At 69.2% G+C, this 25020-nt stretch carries 26 protein-coding genes, 4 tRNA genes and 1 pseudogene; 6 read left to right on the forward strand and 25 right to left on the reverse strand.

Features of this window, described 5'->3' with window-relative positions; genetic code table 11:
- Window positions 1-74: 74 nt before the first annotated feature.
- Both BN13_RS12720 and BN13_RS12725 read right to left on the reverse strand, forming a co-directional pair.
- Entirely contained in the window at window positions 75-851 is a 777-nt protein-coding gene (locus BN13_RS12720) for an SDR family oxidoreductase (protein ID WP_048547414.1), read from the reverse strand.
- The gene (locus tag BN13_RS12725; protein ID WP_048549142.1) at window positions 848-1993 is read right to left on the reverse strand and encodes an acyl-CoA dehydrogenase family protein; all 1146 of its coding nucleotides are present in this window, start codon (window positions 1991-1993) and stop codon (window positions 848-850) included. The genes BN13_RS12720 and BN13_RS12725 overlap by 4 nt, the downstream gene beginning before the upstream one ends.
- A gap of 85 nt (window positions 1994-2078) precedes the next feature.
- On the opposite strand from BN13_RS12725, the gene BN13_RS12730 reads away from it, so the two are divergent.
- The gene (locus tag BN13_RS12730; RefSeq protein ID WP_084733961.1) at window positions 2079-2738 is read left to right on the forward strand and encodes a TetR/AcrR family transcriptional regulator; all 660 of its coding nucleotides are present in this window, start codon (window positions 2079-2081) and stop codon (window positions 2736-2738) included.
- A 31-nt stretch (window positions 2739-2769) separates the two neighbouring features.
- Complete coding sequence (locus BN13_RS12735) at window positions 2770-4350, forward strand: aspartate:alanine exchanger family transporter (RefSeq protein WP_048547417.1); 1581 nt, start codon at window positions 2770-2772, stop codon at window positions 4348-4350.
- A gap of 16 nt (window positions 4351-4366) precedes the next feature.
- On the opposite strand, the gene ettA is transcribed toward BN13_RS12735, so the two are convergent.
- Window positions 4367-6049, reverse strand: a complete 1683-nt coding sequence (ettA, locus tag BN13_RS12740) for an energy-dependent translational throttle protein EttA (protein WP_048547419.1) — start codon at window positions 6047-6049, stop codon at window positions 4367-4369.
- A gap of 402 nt (window positions 6050-6451) precedes the next feature.
- Here ettA and BN13_RS12745 point away from each other — a divergent pair, with 402 nt between their 5' ends.
- The gene (locus BN13_RS12745; protein ID WP_048547422.1) at window positions 6452-7159 is read left to right on the forward strand and encodes a single-stranded DNA-binding protein; all 708 of its coding nucleotides are present in this window, start codon (window positions 6452-6454) and stop codon (window positions 7157-7159) included.
- Between the two features lie 26 nt (window positions 7160-7185).
- On the opposite strand, the gene BN13_RS12750 is transcribed toward BN13_RS12745, so the two are convergent.
- From BN13_RS12750 to BN13_RS12775, 7 genes and pseudogenes are all read right to left on the reverse strand, one after another.
- The gene (locus BN13_RS12750) at window positions 7186-8844 is read right to left on the reverse strand and encodes a GTPase (protein WP_048547424.1); all 1659 of its coding nucleotides are present in this window, start codon (window positions 8842-8844) and stop codon (window positions 7186-7188) included.
- Complete coding sequence (locus BN13_RS12755) at window positions 8841-10553, reverse strand: dynamin family protein (RefSeq protein WP_048547426.1); 1713 nt, start codon at window positions 10551-10553, stop codon at window positions 8841-8843. The genes BN13_RS12750 and BN13_RS12755 overlap by 4 nt, the downstream gene beginning before the upstream one ends.
- Window positions 10554-10578: 25 nt before the next feature.
- Window positions 10579-10929, reverse strand: coding sequence for an alkaline phosphatase family protein (locus BN13_RS20645; protein WP_268806960.1), 351 nt, complete (start codon window positions 10927-10929; stop codon window positions 10579-10581).
- Window positions 10930-11038: 109 nt separating this feature from the next.
- Window positions 11039-11704, reverse strand: a pseudogene (locus BN13_RS20650) (alkaline phosphatase family protein); the annotation flags it as partial.
- Window positions 11705-11742: 38 nt separating this feature from the next.
- A tRNA-Arg gene (locus BN13_RS12765) sits at window positions 11743-11816 on the reverse strand.
- Between the two features lie 45 nt (window positions 11817-11861).
- Entirely contained in the window at window positions 11862-13076 is a 1215-nt protein-coding gene (locus BN13_RS12770) for a M20 metallopeptidase family protein (protein WP_048547428.1), read from the reverse strand.
- Between the two features lie 27 nt (window positions 13077-13103).
- A complete protein-coding gene (locus BN13_RS12775) occupies window positions 13104-14306 on the reverse strand; it encodes a PrsW family intramembrane metalloprotease (protein ID WP_235434038.1) in 1203 nt (400 codons plus the stop codon).
- 45 nt (window positions 14307-14351) lie between these two features.
- Here BN13_RS12775 and orn point away from each other — a divergent pair, with 45 nt between their 5' ends.
- The gene (orn, locus tag BN13_RS12780) at window positions 14352-14990 is read left to right on the forward strand and encodes an oligoribonuclease (RefSeq protein WP_268806961.1); all 639 of its coding nucleotides are present in this window, start codon (window positions 14352-14354) and stop codon (window positions 14988-14990) included.
- 435 nt (window positions 14991-15425) lie between these two features.
- Here orn and BN13_RS12785 read toward each other — a convergent pair whose 3' ends face one another.
- The 5 genes from BN13_RS12785 to BN13_RS12805 all read right to left on the reverse strand — a co-directional run bounded on the left by BN13_RS12785 (window position 15426) and on the right by BN13_RS12805 (window position 17681).
- Window positions 15426-16304, reverse strand: coding sequence for a hypothetical protein (locus BN13_RS12785; RefSeq protein WP_157038584.1), 879 nt, complete (start codon window positions 16302-16304; stop codon window positions 15426-15428).
- Entirely contained in the window at window positions 16271-16708 is a 438-nt protein-coding gene (locus BN13_RS12790; RefSeq protein ID WP_048547432.1) for a hypothetical protein, read from the reverse strand. The genes BN13_RS12785 and BN13_RS12790 overlap by 34 nt, the downstream gene beginning before the upstream one ends.
- Window positions 16709-16768: 60 nt before the next feature.
- Window positions 16769-16844, reverse strand: a tRNA-His gene (locus BN13_RS12795).
- Between the two features lie 35 nt (window positions 16845-16879).
- A tRNA-Lys gene (locus tag BN13_RS12800) sits at window positions 16880-16955 on the reverse strand.
- Window positions 16956-17003: 48 nt separating this feature from the next.
- Window positions 17004-17681 carry a copper resistance CopC family protein gene (locus BN13_RS12805; RefSeq protein WP_048547434.1) on the reverse strand — a complete coding sequence of 226 codons (678 nt, stop codon included), beginning with the start codon at window positions 17679-17681 and terminating at the stop codon, window positions 17004-17006.
- Between the two features lie 70 nt (window positions 17682-17751).
- On the opposite strand from BN13_RS12805, the gene BN13_RS12810 reads away from it, so the two are divergent.
- Window positions 17752-18297: a YbaK/EbsC family protein gene (locus tag BN13_RS12810; protein WP_048547436.1), complete on the forward strand. Its 546-nt coding sequence runs from the start codon at window positions 17752-17754 to the stop codon at window positions 18295-18297.
- 38 nt (window positions 18298-18335) lie between these two features.
- Here the strand turns inward: BN13_RS12810 and BN13_RS12815 are convergent, their stop codons facing one another.
- The 3 genes from BN13_RS12815 to bcp are packed head-to-tail and all read right to left on the reverse strand — an operon-like array spanning window position 18336 to window position 19437.
- Window positions 18336-18632, reverse strand: a complete 297-nt coding sequence (locus BN13_RS12815; RefSeq protein ID WP_048549146.1) for a GroES family chaperonin — start codon at window positions 18630-18632, stop codon at window positions 18336-18338.
- 44 nt (window positions 18633-18676) lie between these two features.
- Window positions 18677-18955 (reverse strand): DUF3618 domain-containing protein, encoded by a 279-nt coding sequence (locus BN13_RS12820; RefSeq protein WP_048547438.1) that lies wholly within the window; start codon window positions 18953-18955, stop codon window positions 18677-18679.
- A complete protein-coding gene (gene bcp, locus BN13_RS12825; RefSeq protein WP_048547440.1) occupies window positions 18952-19437 on the reverse strand; it encodes a thioredoxin-dependent thiol peroxidase in 486 nt (161 codons plus the stop codon). Before bcp ends, BN13_RS12820 begins: the two co-directional genes overlap by 4 nt.
- A 99-nt stretch (window positions 19438-19536) precedes the next feature.
- On the opposite strand from bcp, the gene BN13_RS12830 reads away from it, so the two are divergent.
- Window positions 19537-19618 (forward strand) — tRNA-Leu (locus BN13_RS12830).
- 21 nt (window positions 19619-19639) lie between these two features.
- Here the strand turns inward: BN13_RS12830 and rdgB are convergent.
- From rdgB to BN13_RS12865, 7 genes are read right to left on the reverse strand one after another with little or no spacing between them, the layout of a single operon-like run.
- On the reverse strand, window positions 19640-20278 hold the full coding sequence (gene rdgB, locus BN13_RS12835) for an RdgB/HAM1 family non-canonical purine NTP pyrophosphatase (protein WP_048547443.1): 639 nt from the start codon (window positions 20276-20278) through the stop codon (window positions 19640-19642).
- Window positions 20275-21021 (reverse strand): ribonuclease PH, encoded by a 747-nt coding sequence (rph, locus tag BN13_RS12840; RefSeq protein ID WP_048547446.1) that lies wholly within the window; start codon window positions 21019-21021, stop codon window positions 20275-20277. Before rph ends, rdgB begins: the two co-directional genes overlap by 4 nt.
- A gap of 57 nt (window positions 21022-21078) precedes the next feature.
- On the reverse strand, window positions 21079-21843 hold the full coding sequence (locus BN13_RS12845) for an MBL fold metallo-hydrolase (protein ID WP_048547448.1): 765 nt from the start codon (window positions 21841-21843) through the stop codon (window positions 21079-21081).
- A complete protein-coding gene (gene murI, locus BN13_RS12850) occupies window positions 21840-22709 on the reverse strand; it encodes a glutamate racemase (RefSeq protein ID WP_084733745.1) in 870 nt (289 codons plus the stop codon). The genes BN13_RS12845 and murI overlap by 4 nt, the downstream gene beginning before the upstream one ends.
- Before the next feature lie 27 nt (window positions 22710-22736).
- On the reverse strand, window positions 22737-23381 hold the full coding sequence (locus BN13_RS12855; RefSeq protein ID WP_048547450.1) for a DUF2017 domain-containing protein: 645 nt from the start codon (window positions 23379-23381) through the stop codon (window positions 22737-22739).
- Window positions 23381-23671 carry an ATP-dependent Clp protease adapter ClpS gene (clpS, locus tag BN13_RS12860; RefSeq protein WP_048547452.1) on the reverse strand — a complete coding sequence of 97 codons (291 nt, stop codon included), beginning with the start codon at window positions 23669-23671 and terminating at the stop codon, window positions 23381-23383. The genes BN13_RS12855 and clpS overlap by 1 nt, the downstream gene beginning before the upstream one ends.
- A 10-nt stretch (window positions 23672-23681) precedes the next feature.
- Complete coding sequence (locus tag BN13_RS12865) at window positions 23682-24914, reverse strand: homogentisate 1,2-dioxygenase (protein WP_048549148.1); 1233 nt, start codon at window positions 24912-24914, stop codon at window positions 23682-23684.
- Window positions 24915-25020 lie beyond the last annotated feature (106 nt).

Genomic DNA, 25020 nt, shown 5'->3' on the forward strand with positions numbered 1-25020 from the left:
CAGTTAGTCAACTGTGGACACCTTGCAAGGTGTCCACAGTTGACTAACGTGTGCTGAGTTGGCCCGCTCCGGGCTCAGACGCCCGCGCTGAGCGTCACGCCACCGTCGACCACGAGCGTCTGGCCCGTGATCCAGGCCGCGTCGGCAGACAGCAGAAAGCTCACCGCACCGGCGATGTCCTCCGGCGCCCCGAGCCGCTTCATCGGGTAGGCGCGGGCGACCTTTTCCTCGCGCCCCTCATACAACGCCTCCGCGAACTTCGTCTTCACTACGGCCGGCGCGACCGCGTTCACGCGCACATTGGGGCCGAGTTGGAAAGCCAGCTCGGTGGTGAGGTGGATGAGAGCGGCCTTGGACACGCCATACATCCCGATGACGCCGGAGGCGCCCAGGCCGGCAACGGAGGCGACATTGACGATCGCCCCTGGACCGGACGACCCGAGCCCAGCCTGGAGCGCCTTCTGCGTCCACGCGAGCGCGGCCACGACGTTGGTGTCGAGGATCTTGCGCGCCGCCTCCAGCGGCGTCTCCGCTAACGGTCCGTAGGACGGATTAATCCCGGTGTTGTTGACCAACAGATCCAACTGGCCGTATGCCGCGTGCGCGGCCTCGATTGCCGCGCGCTGGTGATCCTCGTCCGCGGCATTGCCCGCCACCGCCACCGCGTGCTCGGGTCCACCTAGGCGGGCCACGGCCTCGTCCAGGGTCTCCTGCTTCCGCGCGGTGATCACCACGCGGGCGCCCTCGGCGACCAGGCGCTCGGCAATGCCGAGGCCGATGCCGCGGGAGGCGCCGGTGACGATCGCGACGGCTCCGGCGTGGCGACCCACGGCCGCGCTGTCCCCGGTCATAGGCCCAGGTCCCGACCGATGAGTTCCTTCATGATCTCGTTGGACCCCGCCCAGATCTTTGTCACGCGAGCGTCACGCCAGGCGCGCGCCACGCGGTATTCGTTCATGAACCCGTAGCCGCCGAACATCTGCACACAGTCGTCGAGCACATCGTTTTGCACCTGCGCGCTCCACCACTTCGCCTTGGCGGCGTCGACCGCCGTGAGCTTCCCTTGCGCGTGCGCGGCGATGCAGTCATCGACATACGCCTCGGCGACCTCGATCGCGGTGACCATCTCGGCCAGCTTGAACTTGTTGTGCTGGAAGGCCCCGATGGGTTGCCCGAACGCCTTGCGCTCCTTGGCGTAGTCGATCGTCTCCAGCAGGATCTGCTTCGCGTTGGCCACATTGGAAACCGCGGCGCCCACCCGCTCTTGCGGAAGGCGCTGCATCATCGCGATGAAGCCCATGCCCTCGGGCCCGAGGCGGTTGGCGTCCGAAACCCGGACGTTCTCGAAGAACAACTCCGCGGTGTCGGACTCCTCCTGGCCCACCTTGTCGAGCTTCCGGCCCCGGGTGAACCCCGGCATACCGTCCTCGAGCATGAAGAGGGTGATCCCCTTCGGTCCCTTCGTCGGGTCGGTGCGCGCGGCCACGATGACCAGGTCGCACTGGAAGCCATTGGTGATGAACGTCTTCGACCCGTTCAGGATCCAGTCGTCGCCGTCGCGCACCGCGGTCGTCTTCAAGGCGGCGAGATCGGACCCCCCGCTGGGCTCGGTCATCGCGATGGCGCAGATCAACTCCCCGGCAGCCATCCCCGGCAGCCATCGCTGCTTCTGCTCCTCGGTGCCGAGGTCGACGATATAGGGCGGGCAGACGTCGGAGTGGATGCCGAAGCACGAGGAGACCGCGGCGTTGAACTTGCTGAGTTCCTCGGCGCTGATCGCGTTGAAGAGGTAGTCGTCGGCGCCCGCACCCCCGAACTCCTCGGGGATGTCGAGGCCGAACAGCCCCTGCTTGCCCGCCTCGCGCCAGATCTCCCGATCAATCGACTTCGCCGCCAACATCTCCTCGGCGCGCGGCTTGAGTGAGCGTTCGACGAACTCGGCGGCCACGGCGCGGAACGCCTCGTGGTCGGGACCATACAGATTGCGGGGCATCGCGGACTCCTTCAGGCGGGCGGCCACTCGTCGGCCATGACTAAGCGCTTGCTTAGTCTTTGACGAGTGCGGCATGCTTGTCAACATGACGGACCGCGCTCCCACGAGGACCGCAGGGCGCGTGCGCACCTACGACGCACTCGCCATACCGTTGACCGACGATGTGACCGAGACGGCGCTGCGGTTGATGGAGGCCGCGGCGGATGCGTTCGCGGACAAGGGTTTTCATGCGACGACGACGCGCGATGTCGCGAGCCGCGCGGGCCTCTCCCCGGCTGGCGTCTATGTGCACTTCGCCTCCAAGGAAGAGTTGCTCTTCTCGATCTGTATGCGAGGTCACACGGCCGCGCGCGACATGATCGTTGACGCTGCTGCCGCGGCCGACTCACCCGTCGACGCGCTCGCCGCGATCATGACCAACTTCTCACGCTGGCACGCCGAGCACTACCGCGTCGGGCGCATCGTCCAATACGAGTTTGCCCACCTCACGCCAGCCCATCGCGAGGCGGTCATGGGGCTGCGCAAGGAGATTGACGCCCAAGTCCGCTCGGTGCTGCTCGACGGCATCGGGCGCGGGGACTTCGTCATCGACGATGTCCCGCACACGACCCTGGCGCTGATGTCGCTCTGCATCGACGTCGCGCGGTGGTACCAACCCGGCATCAAGCGCACGCCCGCCGAGATCGGCGAGACCAACGGGCGGCTCGGACTGCGGCTCGCGGGCGCGCGCTGGGCCGCCACCTAGCCCCACGAATCGCCAACTAAACTGGGTGCACGTGAAGGCGTTCTTGGCCGAGCAACCGGTCCTCGTGCTCTTCGGACTACTCGCCCTCGGCACGCTGCTGGGCAAGATCACCATTCGCGGTGTCGGCTTGGGTCCGGCTGGCGTCCTCTTCGCCGCCCTTGCCCTGTCCGCCGTCGATCCCGACTGGGCCGTTCCGGAGATCGTCGGCACCCTCGGGCTCTCCCTCTTCGCGTATGCCGTGGGCATCGTCGCCGGCCCCTCCTTCTTCGGCGGCCTGCGTCGCGGGATTCGGCCGATCGCGCTCGTCGCCGCCGCGCTCCTGGGCGTCGGCGCGCTCAGCTACGGCCTCGGGCGGGCGCTCGGCTTCTCCCCGGGAACCATCGCCGGGATGTATGCCGGTGCCAACACCAACACCCCCGGCCTCGCCGCCGCGATCGTGCGCCTCGACGGCTCTCCCGAGCCGACAGTCGGCTACTCCCTCAGCTATATCGGTGGCGTGTTGGTGATGCTGCTGACGACCGCCTGGCTCCTACGCCGCGGGCAGTCCGCACCCGACCCCGAGCCCGGCGGCAACCGGCCCGAGGTGACCACCCGCACGGTCGAGGTGACCCACGACAATGTGATGGAGATCCGGGAACTGCGGCGCACACCATACGGGGAGGTGTTGTTCTCCCGGCACCGGACTCCCGACGGCGAGATGCACCTGGCCGCGGGGGCGACCGTGCTGCGCCCCGGGGACATGGTCCACCTCGTCGGCGCGCAGGCGGCCGTGGATCACCTGACCAAGCAACTCGGCCGAGCCAGTGATGTCGTCCTCACGATGGAGCGCGACGAATTCGATTTCCGCCGAATCGTGGTGTCCAACAAAGCCCTATTCGGCAAGTCGATTGGCGAGTTGCACTTGTGGGATCGGTTCATGGCGACCGCCACGCGGGTTCGCCGCGCCGACCAGGACTTCCTGGCGACGGCAGATCTGCACGTTCAGCCCGGCGACCGGATCCGCGTGACTGCGCCCGCCGATCAGATGACAAAGGTCGCGAAATATCTCGGCGACTCCGAGCACGCGATCTCCGACATCAACCCCCTCGGACTCGCCACCGGTATGACGCTGGGCTTGCTCCTCGGCGCCGTCCCGTTCGTGGTTCCCGGCCTCGGCACCCTCCATCTCGGGGCGGCGGCAGGTCCCCTGCTGGTCGGATTGATCGTCGGCCGCCTCGGGCGCAGCGGCCCCATGCTGTGGACGCTGCCGCACTCCGGTGCCGAAACCCTCACCCAACTCGGGCTCCTGCTGTTTTTGGCGTATGCCGGTGGCCGCGCCGGATCGCAGGTGGTCACCGCCTTGACGTCGCCGCTCGGCCTGAAGCTCATCCTGGCCGGCCTCGTCGTGACGGCCGCCCACGCCGCGGTCTTGGCGTATGGCGCGCGCCACCTCGCGATGGCGGCGCCGCGCGCTGCCGGAATGGTCGCCGGGTCTCAGACTCAACCGGCGATCTTGGCCTTTGCCAACGAGTCCACCGGGCACGACCCGCGCGTCACGATGGGCTATGCGCTGGTGTACCCGGTGGCGATGGTGGTCAAGATCATCGTCTGCCAGGTGCTCACGATTCTGTAGCCGGTGTGCGGTGGCGTCAGTCGCGCGTGAGCTTGCGGTAGGTCACGCGGTGCGGCCGGGCGGCTTCCTCGCCGAGTCGCTCGATCTTGTTCTTCTCGTAGGCCTCGAAGTTGCCCTCGAACCAGTACCACTTGCTCGGGTCCTGCTCGTCACCCTCATAGGCCAGGATGTGCGTGGCGACCCGGTCGAGGAACCAGCGGTCGTGGCTGATCACCACGGCGCAGCCGGGGAAGTCGAGCAGGGCGTTCTCCAGCGAGCCGAGCGTCTCGACATCGAGGTCGTTCGTCGGCTCATCGAGCAGGAGCAAGTTGCCGCCCTGCTTCAACGTCAACGCGAGGTTGAGTCGGTTGCGCTCGCCACCGGAGAGGATGCCAGCCTTCTTCTGCTGGTCCGGCCCCTTGAAGCCGAACTGCGAGACGTAGGCCCGGGACGGGATCTCGACATTGCCAACCTTGATGAAGTCGAGCCCGTCGGAGACGACCTCCCAGAGGTTCTTGTCGGGATCGATGCCGGCGCGGGACTGATCGACATACGAGATCTTGACGGTCTCCCCGATCTTGACGTTGCCGTCGTCCGGGCTTTCCAGCCCGACAATCGTCTTGAAGAGGGTCGTCTTGCCCACCCCGTTGGGACCGATGACGCCGACGATGCCATTGCGGGGCAAGGTGAACGAGAGGTTGTCGATGAGCACGCGCTCACCGAAGCCCTTCTCGAGCTTGCTGACCTCGATGACCTGGGAGCCCAGGCGCGGGCCCGGTGGGATCGCGATCTCCTCAAAGTCGAGTTTGCGGGTGCGCTCGGCCTCGGCCGCCATCTCCTCGTAGCGGGCCAGACGCGCCTTGGACTTCGTCTGCTTGGCCTTGGCGTTGGAGCGAACCCACTCCAACTCCTCGGCGAGGCGCTTGGCGAGCTTGGCGTCCTTCTTGCCTTGGACCTCCAGGCGGGCGCGCTTCTTCTCCAGGTAGGTGGAGTAGTTGCCCTCGTAGGGGTAGGCACGGCCGCGGTCGAGTTCGAGGATCCACTCGGCGACGTTGTCCATGAAGTAGCGGTCGTGGGTGACGGCGACAACACACCCGGCGTATGCCGCGAGGTGCTGCTCCAGCCACAACACCGACTCAGCGTCGAGGTGGTTGGTGGGCTCGTCGAGGAGCAGGAGGTCGGGCTTCTGCAGCAGGAGCTTGCACAGGGCGACCCGGCGCTTCTCACCACCGGAGAGGACGGCGACCTCGGCGTCCGGGGGCGGGCAGCGGAGGGCATCCATGGCCTGCTCAAGTTGGGAGTCGAGGTCCCAGGCGTCGGCGGCGTCGATCTTCTCCTGCAGCTGACCCATCTCGGCCAGCAGCGCGTCGAAGTCGGCGTCGGGGTCGCTCATGAGCTCGGAGATCTCGTTGTAGCGGTCGAGTGCCTTCTTGATGTCGCCGACCCCCTCCTCGACATTGCCGAGGACGGTCTTGGTCTCATCGAGCTTCGGCTCCTGCATGAGGATGCCGACGCTGTAGCCGGGCGTCAGGCGGGCCTCACCATTGGAGGGCTGCTCCAGCCCGGCCATGATCTTCAGGACGGTCGACTTGCCAGCGCCGTTGGGCCCGACCACGCCGATCTTGGCGCCGGGCAGGAACGACAAGGTGACGTCGTCGAGGATGACCTTGTCACCATGCGCCTTGCGGGCGCGCGAGAAGACATAAATGAACTCGGGCATGGTCCAAGGCTAACCGCGCGCCGCGCGTGCTCAGAACCGAGCCGGCCCCGGCGGCTGTCCCCCTCGGGTTGCTGCCGGATTCCCGCCCAATCCCATTACCCGGCGCTTTGGGAGGCTTTCTGGCTGTGGTTTCGCCATGCAAAGCGCCGGAAAGCCACCCGAACCCTAGGTGCGGGGCCCGGGCCGGCGCGCCAGGCCAGCGGGGCGGCCCATGAGCGGGGCAGGCCGACGGACGGGCGCGGGTCCGCGAGCGGGTTGTCCACAGGGTTGCCGCGGGCAGGTTCCTCGTCCGTCCACAGGGTTCTCGACTGATGCTGGCGGGTGGGCGGTGTGGATGTCGAGTATGGACGTAACGCGCCTGCCGGGAACGGCTCGGCGGGGCGTCGCAGATGGGGGTGGACGGTGTTCGACAACAATGTGACGGTCGCTGGCAATGCGTGCGAGAAGCCGGAGAAGAAGATCGCGGCCAGCGGGGTCGTCTTCACAAAGTTCCGGCTGGCGAGCAACTTGCGCCGGCGCAACATCGAGACGGGTCTCTACGAGGACGGCCACGTGAACTACTACTCCGTGGTCGCCTTCGGTCGCTGCGCGGAAAACATCGTGAGTTCGACCGACAAGGGGCACCCGTTGCTCGTGTTCGGCAAGTTGCGGATCCACGACTACAACCGCGAAGACGGGTCCCGCGGGACAAGCGTCGAGATCGAGGCGACGCACATCGGTCACGACTTCAGCCTCGGGGCGACGGCGTGGATCAGGGGCGGTCGCCAGGTCGTCGACCCTCGTGATCGGATGACGGATCCGGCCCTCAACGCCCAGCGCATCGCCGACGATGCCGCCGGCGCCGGCTCAGGTGGGACGGGCCGTCGTGACAACGGACCCCAGCGCTCCCGCAACGATGGGCACTCGTGGGGTGACTGGTCCGACCCCGACCCCTTCGATTCGGCTCCCGACGAGTCCAGCGCCAGCGACACGGGCTCGTTCGGCACGGGCGAGAACCCCACGATGGCTTATCCGAACCACAACGCCACTGTGATCGACTCCCCAGGCGAGGAGGGCCCGGCTGAGGAGAGCGTCGTCGACGAGCGGGAGGCGGACGCCGTCCCGGCGTGATCTCGACTCGCCGCCGGTATGGGGCGTCAGCGGCCTGAGGCGCGCGCGGCGTCCAGGTGGGTGCGCGTGGTTCGGTGGCGATCCAGCACGTCCTGCACCGGCCCGAGGATCAAACCCTCGGCAACGCCGGACACCGCCGCCCGCAGCCGGCGATCGACGGCGGCGGCGCGGCGACGAGCCCCGATGCCAGCAAACCAGCGGGCGAGCAGGGCCAGGAGCCAACCAAGTAGCAGGCCGCCGACCAGCAGCACGAGTGGCAGCGCGACGGGGCCGACATGCACGCTGGGAAGTTGGATGAGGCCGCCGGTGCCAAGGAATACCTGCACCAGCGTCCACGCGAGGCCCAACACGGCCGTGATCGCAAACAGCCATTGGGCGACGCGCAGTCCCTGCCACCAGAAGGGGTTTCGCTCGCGCAGCGGCGTTCGGATGATGGCCTGATCCAACTCGTCTGCAAGCAGATCCTGCGGTGGGAGGGCGGCTGCGGCGACGGCTTCGGCCCAGCGTCGGGGCAAGCCCTCGGCGGCGGCATCGGCCAGCCGACGGGCCGCGAGATCCACGGCCGCGCGAGCTGCTGGGGTCGCCCGGGGAAGCGACGTGCGCCCCCGGAAGCCGCGAATATCGGCCTCGGTGATGGCCGGGCCCGGACCCGGGTCCAGTCGGAGCCGCTTGAGCGGGTCCGGCCGCAAGCGCGCAACCCAGCGCGTGAACGGCCAGCCGGCCGCGGACACGGTGTTGCGGCGGTAGTCGTTCGCCACCGCATCGACAACGGCCGGAATGCCGCAGGCGCGGGCCAGCGCGTCGGTCAGGGCGGACGTCGCGCGGTCGGCAACTGGATTCTCGCGATCGGCCACGGCAGTCCGCAGTCGATCGGCACTCGTGCGGACGTCGGCGTCAAGCCGGGCGCGGGCGGCGTTCGCCCCGGCGACCGCGTCGGCGAGCCGGCCGCGCAGTTCCGAGACTCCCGCCCCAGTTGTTGCCGACGTCGTCAGGACCCGGGCGTTTGCGAGGCCGTCGCGCTGGATCAACCGTTCCAGATCGGCCTTGCACTCCGCCAGCTGTTGCGGCGTGAGCCGGTCGGCCTGATTCAACACGATCAGAGTGACCGCGTCGTAGTGCCGCATCACGGCGACATAGTCGTCATGAAGGCGAGCATCGGCATACTTTTGCGGATCGGTGATCCACACGAAGACGTCGACGAACTCCAACAGGCGCTCGGCTTCGAGCCGGTTCGCCTGCTCCCGCGAGTCGAAGTCGGGCAGGTCGAGCAGGACCAGACCATCCAGGGCGGTGGCTCCGTCCGACGGCACCTGGTGACGCGAGCCGACCCCGAGCCAATCGAGGAGTTCGCCGGCGGGGCTGGCTCCCCATACGGCTGCCGTGGGCGTGGATGTAGTCGGCCGGCGCGCACCCGTCCGGGCGACGTCCGTGCCCACGAGGGCATTGAACAGCGACGACTTCCCGCTGCCGGTCGCCCCGGCGAGGGCTACCACCGTGTGCGCTCCCGTATGCCGCGTGCGCGCCGCGACCTTGTCCAGAACCGCCCGCGCCTGCCGGACATCCTCGGGGGGCAGTTGGGCGTCGCCGGAGGCGAGCGCGTCCTCGAGCTCCGACGCGTGCGCGCGCAAAGCGTCGGCCGACACCACGGCTGGGCCCTTGTCGCGGCCTTTGAGGAGGGGGGTCATCGGGCCGCCTGCACGCGATCCAACGCCCGCGAGAGGCGGTCCGCCTGATCAGCCGGCACATCCACGCGACCGATCGCGCGGGCGAAACGCTTCGCCTCACCCGCCAAAAGGTGGTCGGTGTGCTGCTCCAGCGCCGCCCGCGCCTTGGCCGCCATGCTGCGCACGGCCTGGTCGCCGAAGATCGCCTCCAGGACGCGCTGAGCGGCGACTGCGGTGCCGCCGGCGATGCCGACCTCGGCACCGCTCAAGCCGGCTGTGTGCGTGAACGTGAACAACATCAGCAACAGGCCCACGCCGTTGACCCCGACTGCGGCCACCCGCGCATTGGTCCGCCGGCTGCCACCCTCGGTGCGCACGAGATCGAGCACCTCGCCTTGCCAGGTCCGAACGACCCGATCGACCTCGCCGGAGAATCCGGCCGACGCCCGCGCCAGCTCGGGATGGACGGCCAGCACTTCTTCACCGGCGGGGAGCCCCCGCCAGGTCCGCGCCACCTCGATGGCCGCGGTGTCGGCGTTCGCCTCGATCAGCTGCGCCACCCCGGTCTGTAGGGCGTCGTCGACGGCCTCGGGCGAAACCGGCTTGCCGGCGCCGCGCAGGGCATCGCCGATCCGGTCGCGCAGCCGGGAAACGCCGACCTCAACCTTCTTGAAGAACTCGCCGGTCCCGACGTAGTCCTGCCAGCGACCCAGGACTTCACCCCGAAGCAGTCGTCCGTCACTCATGCCTTCGTCGATGCCCGTGCGAGCGCGGCGATAGACCTGGTCCACGACCTGGCTCAACTCCTCGACCACCCGTTGCTGGGTGCGGCTGGCCACCACTAGTTCCTCGGCGCGCTCGTCCAGCGACGCGAGCGCCCCGGACAGGGTCTGGCGCACCACCGTCTCGCGCGCCGCCGCATCGGCGGCGAGGTCCGTCAGCCAGCCGCGCAGTCGCGCGATGTCCGACTCCGGAATGAGCGAACCCTCCAGCACGACCTCGGGTATGGGGAACACCGGCGCCGTTCCCAGGCCCTGCTCCCGCAGCATCTCGACCAAGTGCGGCCGGACCTCCCCCATCACCTCGGGCGGGACCCGGTCCAACACGATGGCGACCGCGGTCCCGCGATCGGAGGCTTGGCGCAGCAGTTCCCAGGGGACGGCATCGGCATACCGGGCGGCCGTCGTGACGAACAGCCACAGGTCGGCTGCGGCAAGGAGTTGCCGGGCCAGGCCCCGGTTCGCCGAGACGACGGAGTCGATGTCGGGGGCGTCCAGGAGCGCCATACCGGGTGGGAGTTCCGCCGAGGTGACGAGTCGGACCGTGGACGACTCATCCGGGCCGCTCGGCTCACCGGTGACCCGGGCCAGCCCGGGCAAGATGCGCTTGTCGGTGAACCAGCGCGCGTCCTGCGGGTGATGGATCAACACCGGGCTCGTCGTCGTCGGCCGGATAACCCCAGGCTTGGAGACCTCGCGCCGCAGGATCGAGTTGACGAGGGTGGACTTGCCCGCGCCCGTGGACCCCCCGATGACCGCCAGCAGCGGCGCATCGATCGACGACAGCCTCGGTATGACGTAGTCCTCGAGTTGGCGCAGCAGCGCGACGCGGTTGTCCTTGGCCCGCGCCGTGCTCGGCAGGTCGAGAGGCAAACTCGATGCGGCGACGACATCCCGGAAAGCCGTGACCGCGGCGAGGAGTTCGCCATTGGTCGCTCGGTCGGAAGTCACAGGCGGGAGCCTAGGTCACACACGGCTACCAGGCGCCGTTCCAGACGTCGCGTCCGAATCGAGGCAGGCCGGCCTGCGCGGCATATCCGAGATAGGGAAGCCCGAACAGGTCCTCGGTCGAGGCCAGCAGGGAGTAGTGGTTGTAGTCAGCGGGCGCCGTGGAGCCGGGCTTGACGAACCGCGAGATGACCAGGGCACCGATGTGGCCCCCGCCCAGCCCGGTGATGCCCGGGAGGGCGGCGTTCGGCGCCGGGCCCTCGCCGCAGCAGGCGCTGGAATCGACATTCGGCGAGTCCGACTCGTCGGCCGTGATGATGAGCGCGCCGTCCTGTTTGAAGGCCGGTGAATTGAGGATGCGCGGCACCCAGATCTTCATCCACGCGTCCACCTGCGCGAGCCCCCCCGGGACGCCCGTCCACGCACGGCGCGTCGTGGCCGTCGTTGCAAAGGTTCGGGGTGATGTAGACGTAGTTCGGCGTCCTCGACACCGACTTCAGGTCCTTGGTCAGCCGGCTCAAGTCAACGACGCGGTTTGCGCACGACGGGGAATCGGTGATGGCCCGGAAGTAGACGAACGGGTTGTGCCGCACCGCATATTGATCGCCGACCTCGGCGTGCTGGGTGTCGTCCGCGGCGCCCAACGCCGGCCGGCGGCAGGAGGTGCCCATGTCCTCCATATAGCCCTTCCACCGCAGCCCCTTGGCGTTCAGTTGGCCGGGCAGGGAGGGCACCGTCGCGGGGAAGACGCAGCCGATGCCGACGTACTGCCCAGGCGCCGCAGTCCCGGACACCTTGAATGGCTGGAAGATCTGACAGCCGGTCTGCATCTTGCGATTGGGCCCCTGACCCGAGATCTGCGCGATGTAGTTGGGCTGGCTGTTGTGCGCCGTTGCGTAGTAGTTGCTGAGGAGAACGCCCTTGGCGCGCAGCGTCTTCGACAGGTACGGCGCCTTCGAGGTCGGCCCCCAGGTGCGCGTGAAGCCCTTGTTCTCGAAGTTGATGATAAACAGATGCTTTACGGGCGGCAATGCACCGGCCGCCGAAGCGCCTTGGTCGAGGCCAACTGTCGGCCGCGCCGATGCGGTGCCGGTGAGCGCGGCGACACACGCCCCACCCGCGAGAGCTGCCAGAATCCTGCGGGAGCGAGTCACGACGCCAATCCTGCCGCACTCCTTGCGGCAACGACAGGCGCCCCCGGCAGGACTCGAACCTGCGACCTCGGGATTAGAAGGCCCTTGCTCTATCCAGCTGAGCTACGGGGGCAACGCCGCAGCAGTCTACGGCCGGGCGGGTGGGGGTCCGCTCGCGTCAGCGCGGGTCACGCAGTCGGCGAAGGGCGAGTTCGGCCAGAAGCACCGCCTGGTCCGGCAACACCGAGTCGTCGAAGTGCGCGCGCGGCGAGTGGTTGTCGGGTGCGCTGCTCGGGTCGTTGGCCGGGCACGCAGACAAGAAGACGTATGCCGAGGGCACGCGTTCGGCGACGAAGGCGAAGTCCTCCGCGCCCGCCTCCGGGTGCGGCATGAGGTAGTGCCGATCAGCACCGAAGACATCCTCGACCGTCTCCTGCAGGAACGCATACTCAGTGTCGTCGTTGACGGTCACCGGGTAGCCCATCAGCCTGGTGATCTCAACGCGCAACCCGTGCGCCGACGCGATGCCGTCCGCGACCCGCTGGATGGCCGGGTGCACGCGCTCACGGTTGGCCTCGGAGAAGGTCCGGACGGTGAGTTCCAGCGTCGCGTCGTCGGGGATGATGTTGTCCTTCGTCCCGCCGGCGATGCGCCCGACGGTCACCACGAGCGGGTCCATCGCGTCAAATTGCCGGGTGACCATCAATTGCAGGGCGAGCACGATCTCGCACGCCACCGGCACCGGGTCCTTGGCGAGGTGCGGCTGCGAGCCATGACCGCCCGCGCCCACGACCCGGATGATGCATTCGTCGGCTGCCGCCATCTGCGGTCCCGGCCGCCCGAACCACATCCCGAGCGGCTGGCCCGCCGAGGCCACATGCAGGGCGTATGCCGCGATCACCGGTCCCCCGCTGACCTCGAGCAGGCCCTCGTCCAGCATCACCCGTGCTCCCCCGGGTCCCTCCTCCCCCGGCTGGAACATGAAGATGACGTCGCCGGCCAACTCCGCCCGGCGCGCGTGCAGCACGTGCACTGCCCCGATGAGCCCGGCAACGTGCAGATCGTGGCCGCAGGCGTGCATGACTCCGTTGACCTCGGACACATAGTCCACGTCCAGATCCTCGGTCAGGGGAAGGGCGTCCATGTCGCCGCGCAGAATGACCGCGCGCCGGACCCCCGACTCCCCCACTGCGGCCCCGCCGCGGAGCACGGCGACGACCGAGTCCAGGTCCCGCCCCAGGGTGATCTCGAGATCCAGTCCGGCCAGCGCGTCGAGGATGCGCCGCTGGGTGCGGGGCAGCGCCATACCGATCTCGGGGTCGCGGTGGATGTCGCGACGCACGGCGACCAGCAGGTCGGCGACGTCGGCGGGGAGGGCGGAGGACGCGGTCATACGGTCATCCTCTCCCGCCCCGATCGATCAGCGGGAGGCGGCACCCAGGAAGGTGCGGCGAGCGGCCGTCATCGCGTCGAGCAGTCCACGCTCGTCGGCGAGGGCTTGCTGGTCGGCGGCCTGGTGATACATCCGGTTGCGCAACAGCGCCAGCTCCGAGGCCGCGTCCTGGAAGGCGCGCATCGACGCCAACCCGGCCCGGCCCGCATTGGCGCGCGCCCAAATGCGCGCTTCGCGGCGGTGCGCCATGCTCGAGAGCATCGTGATCTCGCTGGGGCTGAGCCAGCCGGCGTCGGCATACGGGCTGAGGCGACGCCCGATCAGCCGCCCTTCACGCCGCCGCGCCCACACGATCAGCACGAGGAAGCCGATGAACAGCGGCACGCCCACCACGAAGTAGCCGACGACCAGCCCCTGCCCGCCGGTAACCGCAGACAGATTCCACAGACCGTGGGCGCACATCGCCAACGCCAGCCCGAACAACGGGGCCACGACGCGCACGACCCGAGAGTGCGCAGTGGCGGCGATCCCGATCCCGATGCCCGTGAGCAGAGTGAACATCGGGTGCGCGAACGGGCTCATCAAGCCCCGAGCCACGAAGGTCGCGGCGAGCATCTGCGAGCCACCGTCCTGATAGGCCAGGCCGAGGTACTGGATGTTTTCGGTGAACGCCAAGCCGGCTGCCGTGATCCCGGCGTAGACCATGCCATCCACGACCCCGTCGAACTCGCGGCGCCGCATCCGCCACACGAGCCAGACGAACGCCCCTTTGAGGCTCTCCTCGACGATGGGCGCGACCACGGTCGCGGTCGTGAGCATCGCCTGCGTCGGATCGGTCCCGGCCTGGATGACGAACATCGCCCCGGTGTTGAACAGGGCCGCGAGCAGTGCGGACACCAGCGCCCCCCACAAGAACGCGGTGACGAGATACTTCGTCGGCTCGGCCTCGAATCGGTCCAGCCACAAGAACGTCGGCACCACGATCCCCAAGGGAAGGGCGGCCAGAAGGACCCCAAGGAGCGCCGTCACGACCCCCAGAGCCGCGCCGAAGTATGCCGCGAGCACCAGCGCCGCGACGCTGAACCCGGTGACGACCAATCCCCATACCAACCACTGTCGTATGCCGCGTCGCGCGGACGGGCGCGTCCCCTGGGGGATGTAGCCGGGGTCATAGGGGGCCGGCGCGGTCATCCGGACCTGGGTGGCACCCGGCGTGGGCGGCTGGGACATAGCGAGCAGGCTAGTCCAGCCGCCACCCCCTCTAAGGTTGGGGACGTGAGCGACTCAGGTGACGAGGTGACCATCGGCGACCGCGGGAGCAAGGACCGGATCGTCTGGATCGACTGCGAGATGACGGGCCTCGATCTGACGCGCGATGCGCTGATCGAGGTGGCGGCCCTGGTCACCGACTCCGAGCTGAACCAACTCGGCGACGGCGTGGACCTCGTCATCGCGCCCCCACCCGAGGCGTTGGCGTCGATGAACGAGGTGGTGCGGCGCATGCATACGGACTCCGGTTTGTTGGACGAGCTCGCCGGTGGGGTCACCATGGCCGAGGCGACCGAGGCCGTGATGGCGTATGTGCGCCACTGGGTTCCGGAGCCGCGCAAGGCCCCGCTCGGGGGCAACACCGTGGGCACGGATCGCAATTTCCTGGCCAGGGACATGCCCGAACTCGATGCGCACCTGCACTACCGGATCATCGACGTCTCGTCGATCAAGGAGTTGAGCCGGCGTTGGTACCCGCGAGCCTATTTCGCGGCGCCGCCCAAGGCCGGCGGCCACCGCGCTCTCGCCGATATCACCGAGTCGATCGCGGAGTTGCGCTACTACCGCGAGGCGGTGTTCGTGCCGATGCCCGGGCCGGACACGCCGACCTCCCGCGCCATCTCGGCTCGCCACCGGCGAGGCTGACCGCGGCGTCAGCCGTTGGTGACGAAGGGCAGGCGGGGCTGCACGGCATACAGGTCCGTGCCGCGGACATAGACCAGGCGCCGTCCCCAAGGACGACCGGCGACCAGCCCCGCGCGACCTCCGTCAGCAGTCCGGGCGTGTCCGTGGTCGCCCCCGGGACCAGTTTGGACAGGTCCAGCGCGCTGATGTTGTCATCGGTGCGCAGCACGAGGGCTCCGCTCGCACCCGCCCCCGGGAGGGCGCCGAGCGAGCCCCAGCCATGGTCGCCGAGAGCGATCTCCTGCCGGATGGCGAGAGTCGCCGGGTCGAGGTCGACCAGCCGGAACGCCCGCTTGCCGGCGTGCCGCTCCCCCGAGACCAGCGCGACGAGCCGGGCGGGCGTGCCGGAGGTGGCCACTCCCCATACGTAATAGCGCCCGGCGAGGACTCGGGTCGTCAGCTGGCCGGAGGCGAGGTCACGGCGAAAGATCGTGACGCCCGGCAGCCGGGAGGCGTCGTCACCCTTGTTGCCCCGATCGGCGCCGGTCCCGCCGAAGTGAGCAGGGTGGTCGGGTCGATCCAGCCGGGGCCACTGGGCATCTGCCCGCCGGGCCACGCGAGCGTTCCGACCGGGTGGACATCGGGCACGCCCGGCCGGGCCGAGCGCGGGTCATACGTCGAGAGGCGCTCGGCGGCGCCGCGGGCATAGACGATCTCGTCCGCCGGGTTGGGTCCCGCGGTCACCACCCACAGCGCGCCCGGCTCGACGTTGCTCCAGCGTCCCGCGGCGAGGTCGTAGACGTAGGTTCCGTCTGTGCCCGCCGCGGTCCCGTCGTAGGAGGCGTAGAGGTGGGCTCCCACGACCGCCACCTGGGTCACGCTTCCACTCCCGCCGGCCGGCACGCCGGGCAGGGGGAGCGCCTGCCAGGCACCACCCGCCAACGGCCACGCGAAGAGGCCGCCGCGGGTCAGCGCCGTCCCGGCATAGAGCACCCCGGCGTGGATGGCGAGATCCGTGACGTACCCATCTCCCGGGGAGGGGATGCCGAGGTCCACCCAGGGGGCGGCGGCCCCGGGGAGGAGGGACGCGGCATACGTATGGCCGTTGTTGGTCCCCACATAGGCGCGGCCGTCCGGACCGGCGATGACGTCGGTGAAGGCCGAGGGCGGGCCCGCCGTGATCTGCCGCCCGATCGGGGTCACCTCGGTGACGCTGTAGCCGCGCGGGTCGAGGACGAACAGTTCGGCCCGCGTGGTCGCGATGAGGACTCGGCCATCGGGCAGCACGGCGAACCCCTTGTTCAGCGCCGTGCCGCGCATCGCGGTGTCGTGCACGAGCGCGCGATGCACTCAAGGTGGCCGCTTCGGAGGTCGACGACATCGAGCATGCCGCCGACCGCGTGCGAGACCGTGACGGCCAGTGGTTGCCCGTTCGCGCCCTTGGTCAGCGCGACGCTGCCGAGTTCGGTGTCAGTGATGGGTCCCTTGGCCAACCGCACTTCGGGACCACCGAGGACCGGACGGGCAGCGGGACCGGCACTGGTCGGGCTCGCGGTCGGTTGGGTTGGGGGTGGGGTGGGCGTGCTCAGGCTCGTCCCGGACGCCGAACTGGCCGATCCCGAGGGTGCATCGTGCCGATCGCCCAAGGCTAGCCAGCCGACGACAGCCATCATCACGACCGCTAAGAGGGCCGCGACCAGCCGGCGCGGGACGGTGCGCCCGCGAGGCGATGCGATCATGGTCCCTCCCTGCCGGGCAAAGAAATCGCCCCATTCGCGCTGGGAGCGAATGGGGCGAGGTGGGGTGAGCGACGGGGCTCGAACCCGCGACATCCTGGACCACAACCAGGTGCTCTACCTGCTGAGCTACGCCCACCATGTGGGGCCGATTGCCGCCGTCGTGCCTGGCCCTGGTGCGCCATCAGGGACTCGAACCCCGAACCCGCTGATTAAGAGTCAGCTGCTCTGCCAATTGAGCTAATGGCGCGCGAGGGGAGACATTAGCACCCTCGTGCCGTGGCGCCCTAATCGGTTGTCACCGAAGGGGCCCCGCGCCCCCACGGCCACGACGACGCCCGGCAACGACGGCCGCGCCCACGACGAGGATGACGGCGAGGATGGCCGCCCCAATGGGCACCAGGGAGGCGCCCGAGCCACCCTCACCGCTGACAGATTCGGTGTTGGACGCCGACGTGCTGCTCGCGCTCATCGGCCGCGGATCAGGGGTCGTCGCTGTCGCCGACGGGGTCGTGCTGGTCGCCGAACTCGCCGCCGAACTCGCCGCCGAACTCGTGGAGGACGTCGACGTGGCGGACGAGGCCGCTTCCACGACCGTGAAGCTGAAGCTGCCGCTGACCGGGTGCCCGTCCGCGCTGGTCACCTTGTAGGCCACCAGGTAGGTCCCGGCGTGCACCGGGGTCCGCAGTGCCTGGGTGAGGTCCGGCCCGGAAACGCGGGCGTCGCCATCGGCCACCGACAACCCCTCGCCATCGGTCACCTGGACGGTGGCGAACTCGGTCTTGATGTCCTCGCTGAATCCCAGCGTCACCTCCGTCGGCGCCTCGACCTTGGCATTGGCCGCGGGCGTCGACGTCAGGAGTTCCGTGTGGGCGTATGCCGAGCCCGCCCCCGCCACGCCCGTCACGACGGCGAGGGTCATCAGGGCGACGACCGCCACAGCGGCGCGAACGAAGGAGCGAACGTTGGTGAGCATTGCGCCATTGTCTCCCGACCCCCTGAGCTGTCTTCCGCCACCCTGAACGCCAGGAAATACGATGCCGCCCATGACCCTCGTCAGCTTCCCCGGCCTCACGTCGTTGCCCGCCGCCGGCCACCTCGATCTCGTGGCACCGCCGGTCGCCGCGATGCTCGACGCCCATCCGGACCTTGCGGCGCTCGTGGCGATAGTCGAGATCGATCCCGCGTTGGCGGACACCGAGGCGATGACCGCGGCATACGACTTGCCGTTGGGAGGCAGCGCGAACTGCGTCGTCATCTCGGGTCGGCGCGACGGGACCGAGCGGGTCGCCGCCTGCGTGGTCTCCGCCGAGACGCGGGCCGATGTGAACAACCTCGCCAAGCGCCGACTCGACGTGCGCAAGGCGTCCTTCCACCCGATGGAGCGGGCCGTCGCGGAGACCGGGATGGAGTATGGCGGGATCACCCCGATCGGGCTGCCGGCGACGTGGCGGCTGTTCGTCGACGAACGCCTGCTGGCGCCGGAGCGCTGCATCATCGGCGGCGGGGTGCGGCGAAGCAAGATCCTGCTTCCCGGATCCGCCTTCGCCGCCATTCCGCAGGTCGAGATCGTCCCCGGCCTGGGCATCTGACGCCCGCTGCGCCCGGCGCGTCAGAGATATCCGGCGCGTCAGAGATAGAGGCCGGACGGGCCGTCTTCCACGCGCTCGGCCGCGATGGCGTGCAGGTCTCGCTCGCGCAGCAGGAGATACTCCTTGCCCTGAATCTCGACCTCGGCACGGTCGTCCGGATCGAAGAGCACCCGATCTCCCGACTCCACCTGCCGGGCGTTCGGCCCGGTGGCGACAACCGCTCCCCACGCCAGCCGTTTGCCCACACTCGCCGTCGCCGGGATGAGGATGCCGCCGCCGGAGCGGCGCTCCCCCGGCTCTCCCTCGAGCGAGACAAGGAGGCGGTCGTGCAGCATCCGCACGGGGAGTCCGGCGGAGGAACCGCCCTTCTTGGGCACGGTCAGCGGCCGCGTCGCTTGAGCAGGTAGCGCACCACCAACACGACCGCCAGCGCCGCCGCGACCGCCGCAACCCGCTCCGTGCGAAGGTCACCCTCGGGGGTCTTGGTGGCGTTGACGAAGCGCGCCCGGACGTTCTCCTTCTCCCGCTCCAGCAGCGCGCTCGGCGCCGCTTTGGTGGTGAGTTGGTCGATGGTGCCGGCCAACCGCGCGCGAGTGGCCTCGATCTGCGCCTGGAGCTCGGCGACGGACGGCGTCGCGGCGGGCTTCGAATCGCTCATCGGCTCTCTCCTGACTGGATCCCGAGCTCACGCCGCACCTTGGCGACGTGCCCCGTGGCTTTGACGTTGTACCAAGCGTGCGTCACGACTCCGGCCTCGTCCAGCACCACCGTAGACCGGATCACGCCCTCGACCTTCTTGCCGTAGTTCATCTTCTCCCCGAAGGCGCCCCAGGCGCGCAAGACATCCTTCTCGGGGTTGGAGAGCAACCGTATGGTGAGCCCGTCCTTCTCCCGGAACCTCGCCAGAGCAGCAGGCGAGTCGGGTGAGATCCCGACGACCTCATAGCCGGCGCCGCTGAGATCTTCCAGCGAATCGGTGAACTCGCACGCTTGGGTGGTGCACCCCGGCGTCATCGCCTTGGGATAGAAGTAGACGATCGCCTTGCGTCCCGCGAGGTCGGCCAGCGCGACCTGGTCGCCGTGATCGTCGGTCAGGGTGAAGTCGGGCGCCGGGTCGCCGGGCTGAAGCCGATCTCTCACGTGATGCCTCCTGGACGGGGTGTACTGGTCGGTCAACCTATCCCAGCCGGGCACCGCCGTTCGGCCCCGGCCCGCGCGAAGCCTTAAGGTTGAGCCCGCGCGCGAGTGGCGGAATTGGCAGACGCGCCAGATTTAGGTTCTGGTGCCTTCGGGTGTGCGGGTTCAAGTCCCGCCTCGCGCACGCTGTGCCCGGCTGGGCGGCTCAGCCGAGCCGCTCGCGCAGGACCTCTTCCATTGCCCGGAACGCGTTGCCGCGGTGGGAGATCGCGTTCTTTTCCGCATCCGTGAACTCCGCCAGTGTGCGCGCCGGATCGGCGTCCGGCACAAAGATCGGGTCATAACCGAACCCGTTGGTCCCACGCGGCGCGCGGCCCAGCCGGCCGGTGACCCGGCCTTCGCGCACAACCGCCTCCTGCCCGGGCACCACCAGAACGGCAGCGCAAACGAAGGCCGCAGCCCGGTGGGCATCCGGTACGTCCGCGACCTGCTCCAACAACAGGGTGAGGTTGGCGCGGTCCTTCTCGGCGCGCGGGGCACCGGCCCCCGCGCGGCTCCCGGCCCAGCGGGCGCTGAAGACCCCAGGGCAGCCCCCGAGCACCTCGACGGCCAGACCCGAATCGTCGGCGAGCGCCGGCAGACCCGTTGCCGCCGCCAACGCCTCCGCCTTGAGTCGCGCGTTGCCGGCGAAGGTGACCTCGGTTTCGGCGACGTCCGGGACCTCGGGGAAGGCGGCAGCCGAGACGATCTCCAGATCGAGGTCGCGGCATACGTCGGCGAGGATCTGGCGCAACTCGTGCACCTTGTGCTCGTTTTGGGTGGCGAGCACGACGCGCCGGCTCATGCGAGCCGCTCGCGAGCCGGCGCGGCCAGGGCCGCCTGCTGCTTCTGCTTGAGCAGTCCGCAGCCCAGCGTGCCGAGGTCGAGGAGGCTGTCAAGCAGCGCGCGATCGAAGGGCGCTCCCTCGGCCGTCCCCTGCACCTCGATGAACTGGCCGTTGCCGGTCATGACGATATTCATGTCGGTCTCGGCGGTGGAGTCCTCGGGATAGTCCAGGTCGAGGACCGGGACGCCCGCGACCACGCCGACGCTGATGGCCGCGACCGAGCCGGTCAGCGGACTGGCGGATGCGGGGATCAGCCCGCGCGCCTTGCCGTCGGCGATGGCGTCGACGAGCGCGACATACGCCCCCGTGATCGAAGCGGTCCGCGTGCCACCATCGGCCTGGAGCACATCGCAGTCGAGCACGATCGTGTTCTCCCCCAACGCCCTTGTGTCGATGATCGCCCGCAGCGAGCGGCCGATGAGCCGGGAAATCTCGTGCGTCCGTCCGCCCACGCGGCCCTTGCGGGACTCTCGATCACTGCGGGTGTTCGTCGAGCGGGGCAGCATCTCGTACTCCGCCGTCACCCAGCCCTTGCCCTGGCCCTTGAGCCAGCGCGGCACGCCCTCGGTGAACGACGCGGCGCACAGCACGCGGGTGCGCCCGAACTCCACCAGGACGCTCCCCTCGGCGTGATCGAGCCAGTTGCGGGTGATGCGCACGTCACGCAGGTCGTCGGCCGCGCGGCCGTCATGTCGGGTCATGACCGAAACGCTATCCGGCGGTGGCCGTCCCACCGAACCGGCTCCTCGGGGCACGCCCTAGATGTCGTATGCCGCGTCCGGCCGCGCCAGCTCCACCTCACCCGGCCAGATGGTCGCCGCGTCGGCGCGGCATACGTCCGGATCGTTCCAGGCGGGGATGTGGGTGAGCATGAGGCGGCGCGCGCCCGCCGCGACGGCGGCCTCGGCCGCGCGCTTGCCGCTCAGGTGAATGCCAGGGGTGTCGTCGCGACCTTCGACGAAGGCCGAATCGGCCAGTAGCAGGTCGGCATCGCGGGCGAGGTCGACGATGGCGTCGCAGGTGTCGGTGTCGCCGGTGTAGGCGAGCACCCGGCCACCCGCCTCGACGCGGAACCCGTAGGCCTCGACGGGGTGGTTGACTCGCCGCGCGGTGAGGGTGAACGGCCCGATCTCCAGTCGCTTCTCATCGCTGAGTCGCTGGAAGCTGAACTGGCGCTCCAGGGTGGCGCGGTCCAGCCCCTCGAAGGTGGCCAGCATGCCGTCGCGGGCGGGCGCGGGTCCGTGGACCGGCATCGGGGGGGTGGCTGGGCCGCGGGGGTGGTAGGTGCGAAAGACGTACAGGCCGGCGAGGTCGATGCAGTGATCCGGGTGCAGGTGGCTCAAGAACAATGCGTCGGCGGCGGCCGGGTCGAGGTGACGCTGCAGCGCGCCGAGGGCGCCGTTGCCGAGGTCGAGCACAATCGACCACTCGCGCTCGCCGTCATGAGCCTGCACGAGATAGCACGAGGCTGGCGACGCGGGCCCGGCGAAGGAGCCGGAGCAGCCGACGATGGTCAGTTTCACATCGACGCTCCGCGGTGCTGGTGGTGGGCGTGGTGGTGGTGGGCAGGAATCGGTGCCCCAGGGACGGGTGCGGCGAGGTTGCCGAACACATGGTCGACCTCGGGCCCAAGGAAGCGGCGAGCGAGCCGCCGGAACTCCTCCGGGTCGCCGGTTGTCGAGAAGCTGTGCGATGGCGGCGGGAGCGCGTCGTCGCGCAGTGCCTCTGCGTCAGCCAGCACGCGATAGACATCCTTGGCCGTCTCCTCGGCCGAAGAGACCAGCGTGACACCCTCCCCCATCACATACGAGATGACGCCGGTAAGCAGCGGATAGTGCGTGCAGCCCAGCACCAAGGTGTCGATGTCCTTCTCGGACAACGGATCCAGATACTCGTGGGCCACCCCGATGAGATCCGGACCGCCCGTCACCCCGGCCTCGACGAAGTCGACGAAGCGCGGGCACGGCCGCGACGTAACCTCCAGATCGGGAGCCGCGGCGAATGCGTCGAGATAGGCCTTCGACTTGTGCGTCCCCTTGGTGGAGATGACCCCAATCCGGCCGTTGCGCGTCGCCCGAGCGGCCCGCCGCACGGCGGGACGGATGACCTCGACGGTGGGCACGGCATACCGCTCCCGGGCATCGTGGAGGACGGCGGCGGAGGCGGTGTTGCAGGCGATCACCAGCACCTTGACGCCATGGTCGACGAGGCGGTCGAGGCATTCCAGGGCAAAGCGGCGCGTCACGGCGATCGGCCGCGGACCATAGGGCGCGCGGGCGGTGTCGCCGAGATAGGCGATCGACTCGTGCGGCAATTGGTCGAGGACGGCCCGGGCGACGGTGAGCCCGCCATACCCGGAATCGAAGATCCCGATCGGTGCGTCCGCCACAGCGTGGAAGCCTAGACCGCGAATCGCTCAGCGGAGCATGGACGTGGCGAGGCTCTCCTGCAGCCAGGTCAGGAAGTCGTAGACCGCGATCGCATAGGCGCTCGGATCGTCCGGGTCGAGGTGAAGAGCCACCTCCTCCAGCCGCGTGGCATCCTCGTCGTCGCGCAGCCCCAGCCGATCGCCGAGGACGAGCCGGACATCGGTGAGCGCGACCAGGAAGGTCTGGGCCTGCTGCGGGGTGAGTTCAACGACATCACGGCGGGCTCGGCCGAGCACGTCGATCGCGGTGGTCAGCCCGGCGACCTTGCGCGAGCGCAGCGAGGACTCGGTCAGTCGACGAAACTCCGCCGCCGCCTCGGCGTCGGTCCGGTTGGCGGACGGGAAGAGCCGGTCGAGGGCCGGGTCGCGCGGCTCGTCCGGGAGTCCGCGTCCGCCGAGCCCCTCGGGCGAGTCCGGGACGGTCGGGGTCGCGCCGAAGTCCGCCCCGAGGCCGGCGACAATCGCGTCGAACTCATCCCCCGCTGTTTCTGTCTGTATGCCGCGCCCTCCCGGCGCGATCAGGAGCCGCACCTGCCGCAGGAGTTCGGCCACGACACCGCGCTCGTCGGCGTCGAGGTGGGCGGTGTAGCGCGTCTCGTCGTCGTGACCCCGGCGGGCGAAGGCGCGCGCCATTAGTTGTCCTTCTGGAAGGTCGCCCACAAGCCGAAGCCGTGGAGGGCTTCGGTGTGGATCTCCATCTTCTCGCGGGGTCCCGTGGCGACAACGGCCCGGCCTTTGGTGTGGACGTCGAGCATCAGGGACTCGGCCTTCTCCCGGGAGTAGCCGAAGTAGCTCTGGAAGACGTAGGTGACATAGGACATGAGGTTGACCGGGTCGTTCCAGACCAGGGTGATCCAGGGGACGTCGAACTCGACGTCCGTGCCGGCGGAGGTGACCTCCTGCTCGACGGGCGCGATCGACATACGCGCCAGTCTAGGCAGGGCCAGCGCTCCAGGATTGGGCATAGCTGCCGTCGTCGCAGGCGAGGGCCGCCTCACCGAGGTCGAGTGGTTTGAAGGTGTCGACCATGACGGCGAGTTCGTCGAAATAGTCGACGCCGATGGAGCGCTCCATCGCCCCGGGCTGCGGACCGTGGGCGTGGCCGCCGGGATGCAGCGAGATCGAGCCCTTGCCGATGCCGGAGCCTTTGCGCGCCTCGTAGTCGCCGTCGACATAGAACATGACTTCGTCGGAGTCGACATTGGAGTGGTAGTAGGGCACCGGGATCGAGAGCGGGTGATAGTCGACCTTGCGCGGCACGAAGTTGCAGATGACAAAGTTCCAGCCCTCGAAGACCTGGTGGGCCGGCGGGGGTTGATGGACGCGCCCGGTGATCGGCTCGTAGTCGGCCACATTGAAGGCGTAGGGGAACAGGCACCCGTCCCAACCGACGACGTCGAGCGGGTGGAAGGGGATGTCGTGGATCGTGCCGGCCAGCCCACCCTCGCCGCGGCCGCGGTGCTTGATGTAGACCTGCGTCGCCTCCGCGGGGTCGGCGCCGATGTCCTCGGCGAGCAGCGGCCCGGCGGGGATGCGCAGGTCGCGCTCGCAGTAGGGGGAGTGCTCCAGCAACTGGCCGTAGCGGGAGAGGTAGCGCTTCGGCGGGGCGATGTGCGAGTTGGCCTCGACGCAATAGGCGCGCAGGGGCTCACCGTCGGGGTCCTCGGAGGGGGGCTTAGGAATCCATCGGTGGGTGGTGGCTCGCGGGATGATCAGGTAGTCACCGCGGCCTAGGTCGAACGCGCCGAAGACGGTCTCGACGCGGGCAGAGCCGCGCTCGACGTAGACGCATTCATCGCCGATGCCATTGCGGTACCACGGGCTGGGGGCATCGGCGACGGCATACGAGATCCGGACGTCGGAGTTGCCCAGGACGAGACGGCGGCCCGTGACGACATCGACGCCCGTCGCGGCGGCGGGGAAGAGGTCGTGGAGTTTGAGGTGGATCGGGCGCAGCGGGTGGTTGGGCACCAGGCTCTGGTCCGGCAACTCCCACACCGTCGCCGCGGTCACCGCGCTGGGGATGTTGCGGTGATAGAGCAGCGAGGAGTCGGAGGAGAACCCCTCCTCCCCCATCAGTTCCTCGTAGTAGAGCCCCCCATCGGGGTCTCGATGCTGCGTATGCCGCTTGGGCGGCACTGATCCCAGGCACTGGTAGTGCGCCACGTCGTACACCTCTTTGTGTCGAGTTCACGTGTGGGCCGAGGGTCCCCCGACCGCTCCCGCCACTGTACCGACCACCCCCGACACCCTTCCCGCCCGCCGCCGGCCG

The organism is Nostocoides jenkinsii Ben 74 (genome assembly GCF_001046875.1).
GTDB classification, from domain to species: Bacteria; Actinomycetota; Actinomycetes; order Actinomycetales; family Dermatophilaceae; genus Nostocoides_A; species Nostocoides_A jenkinsii.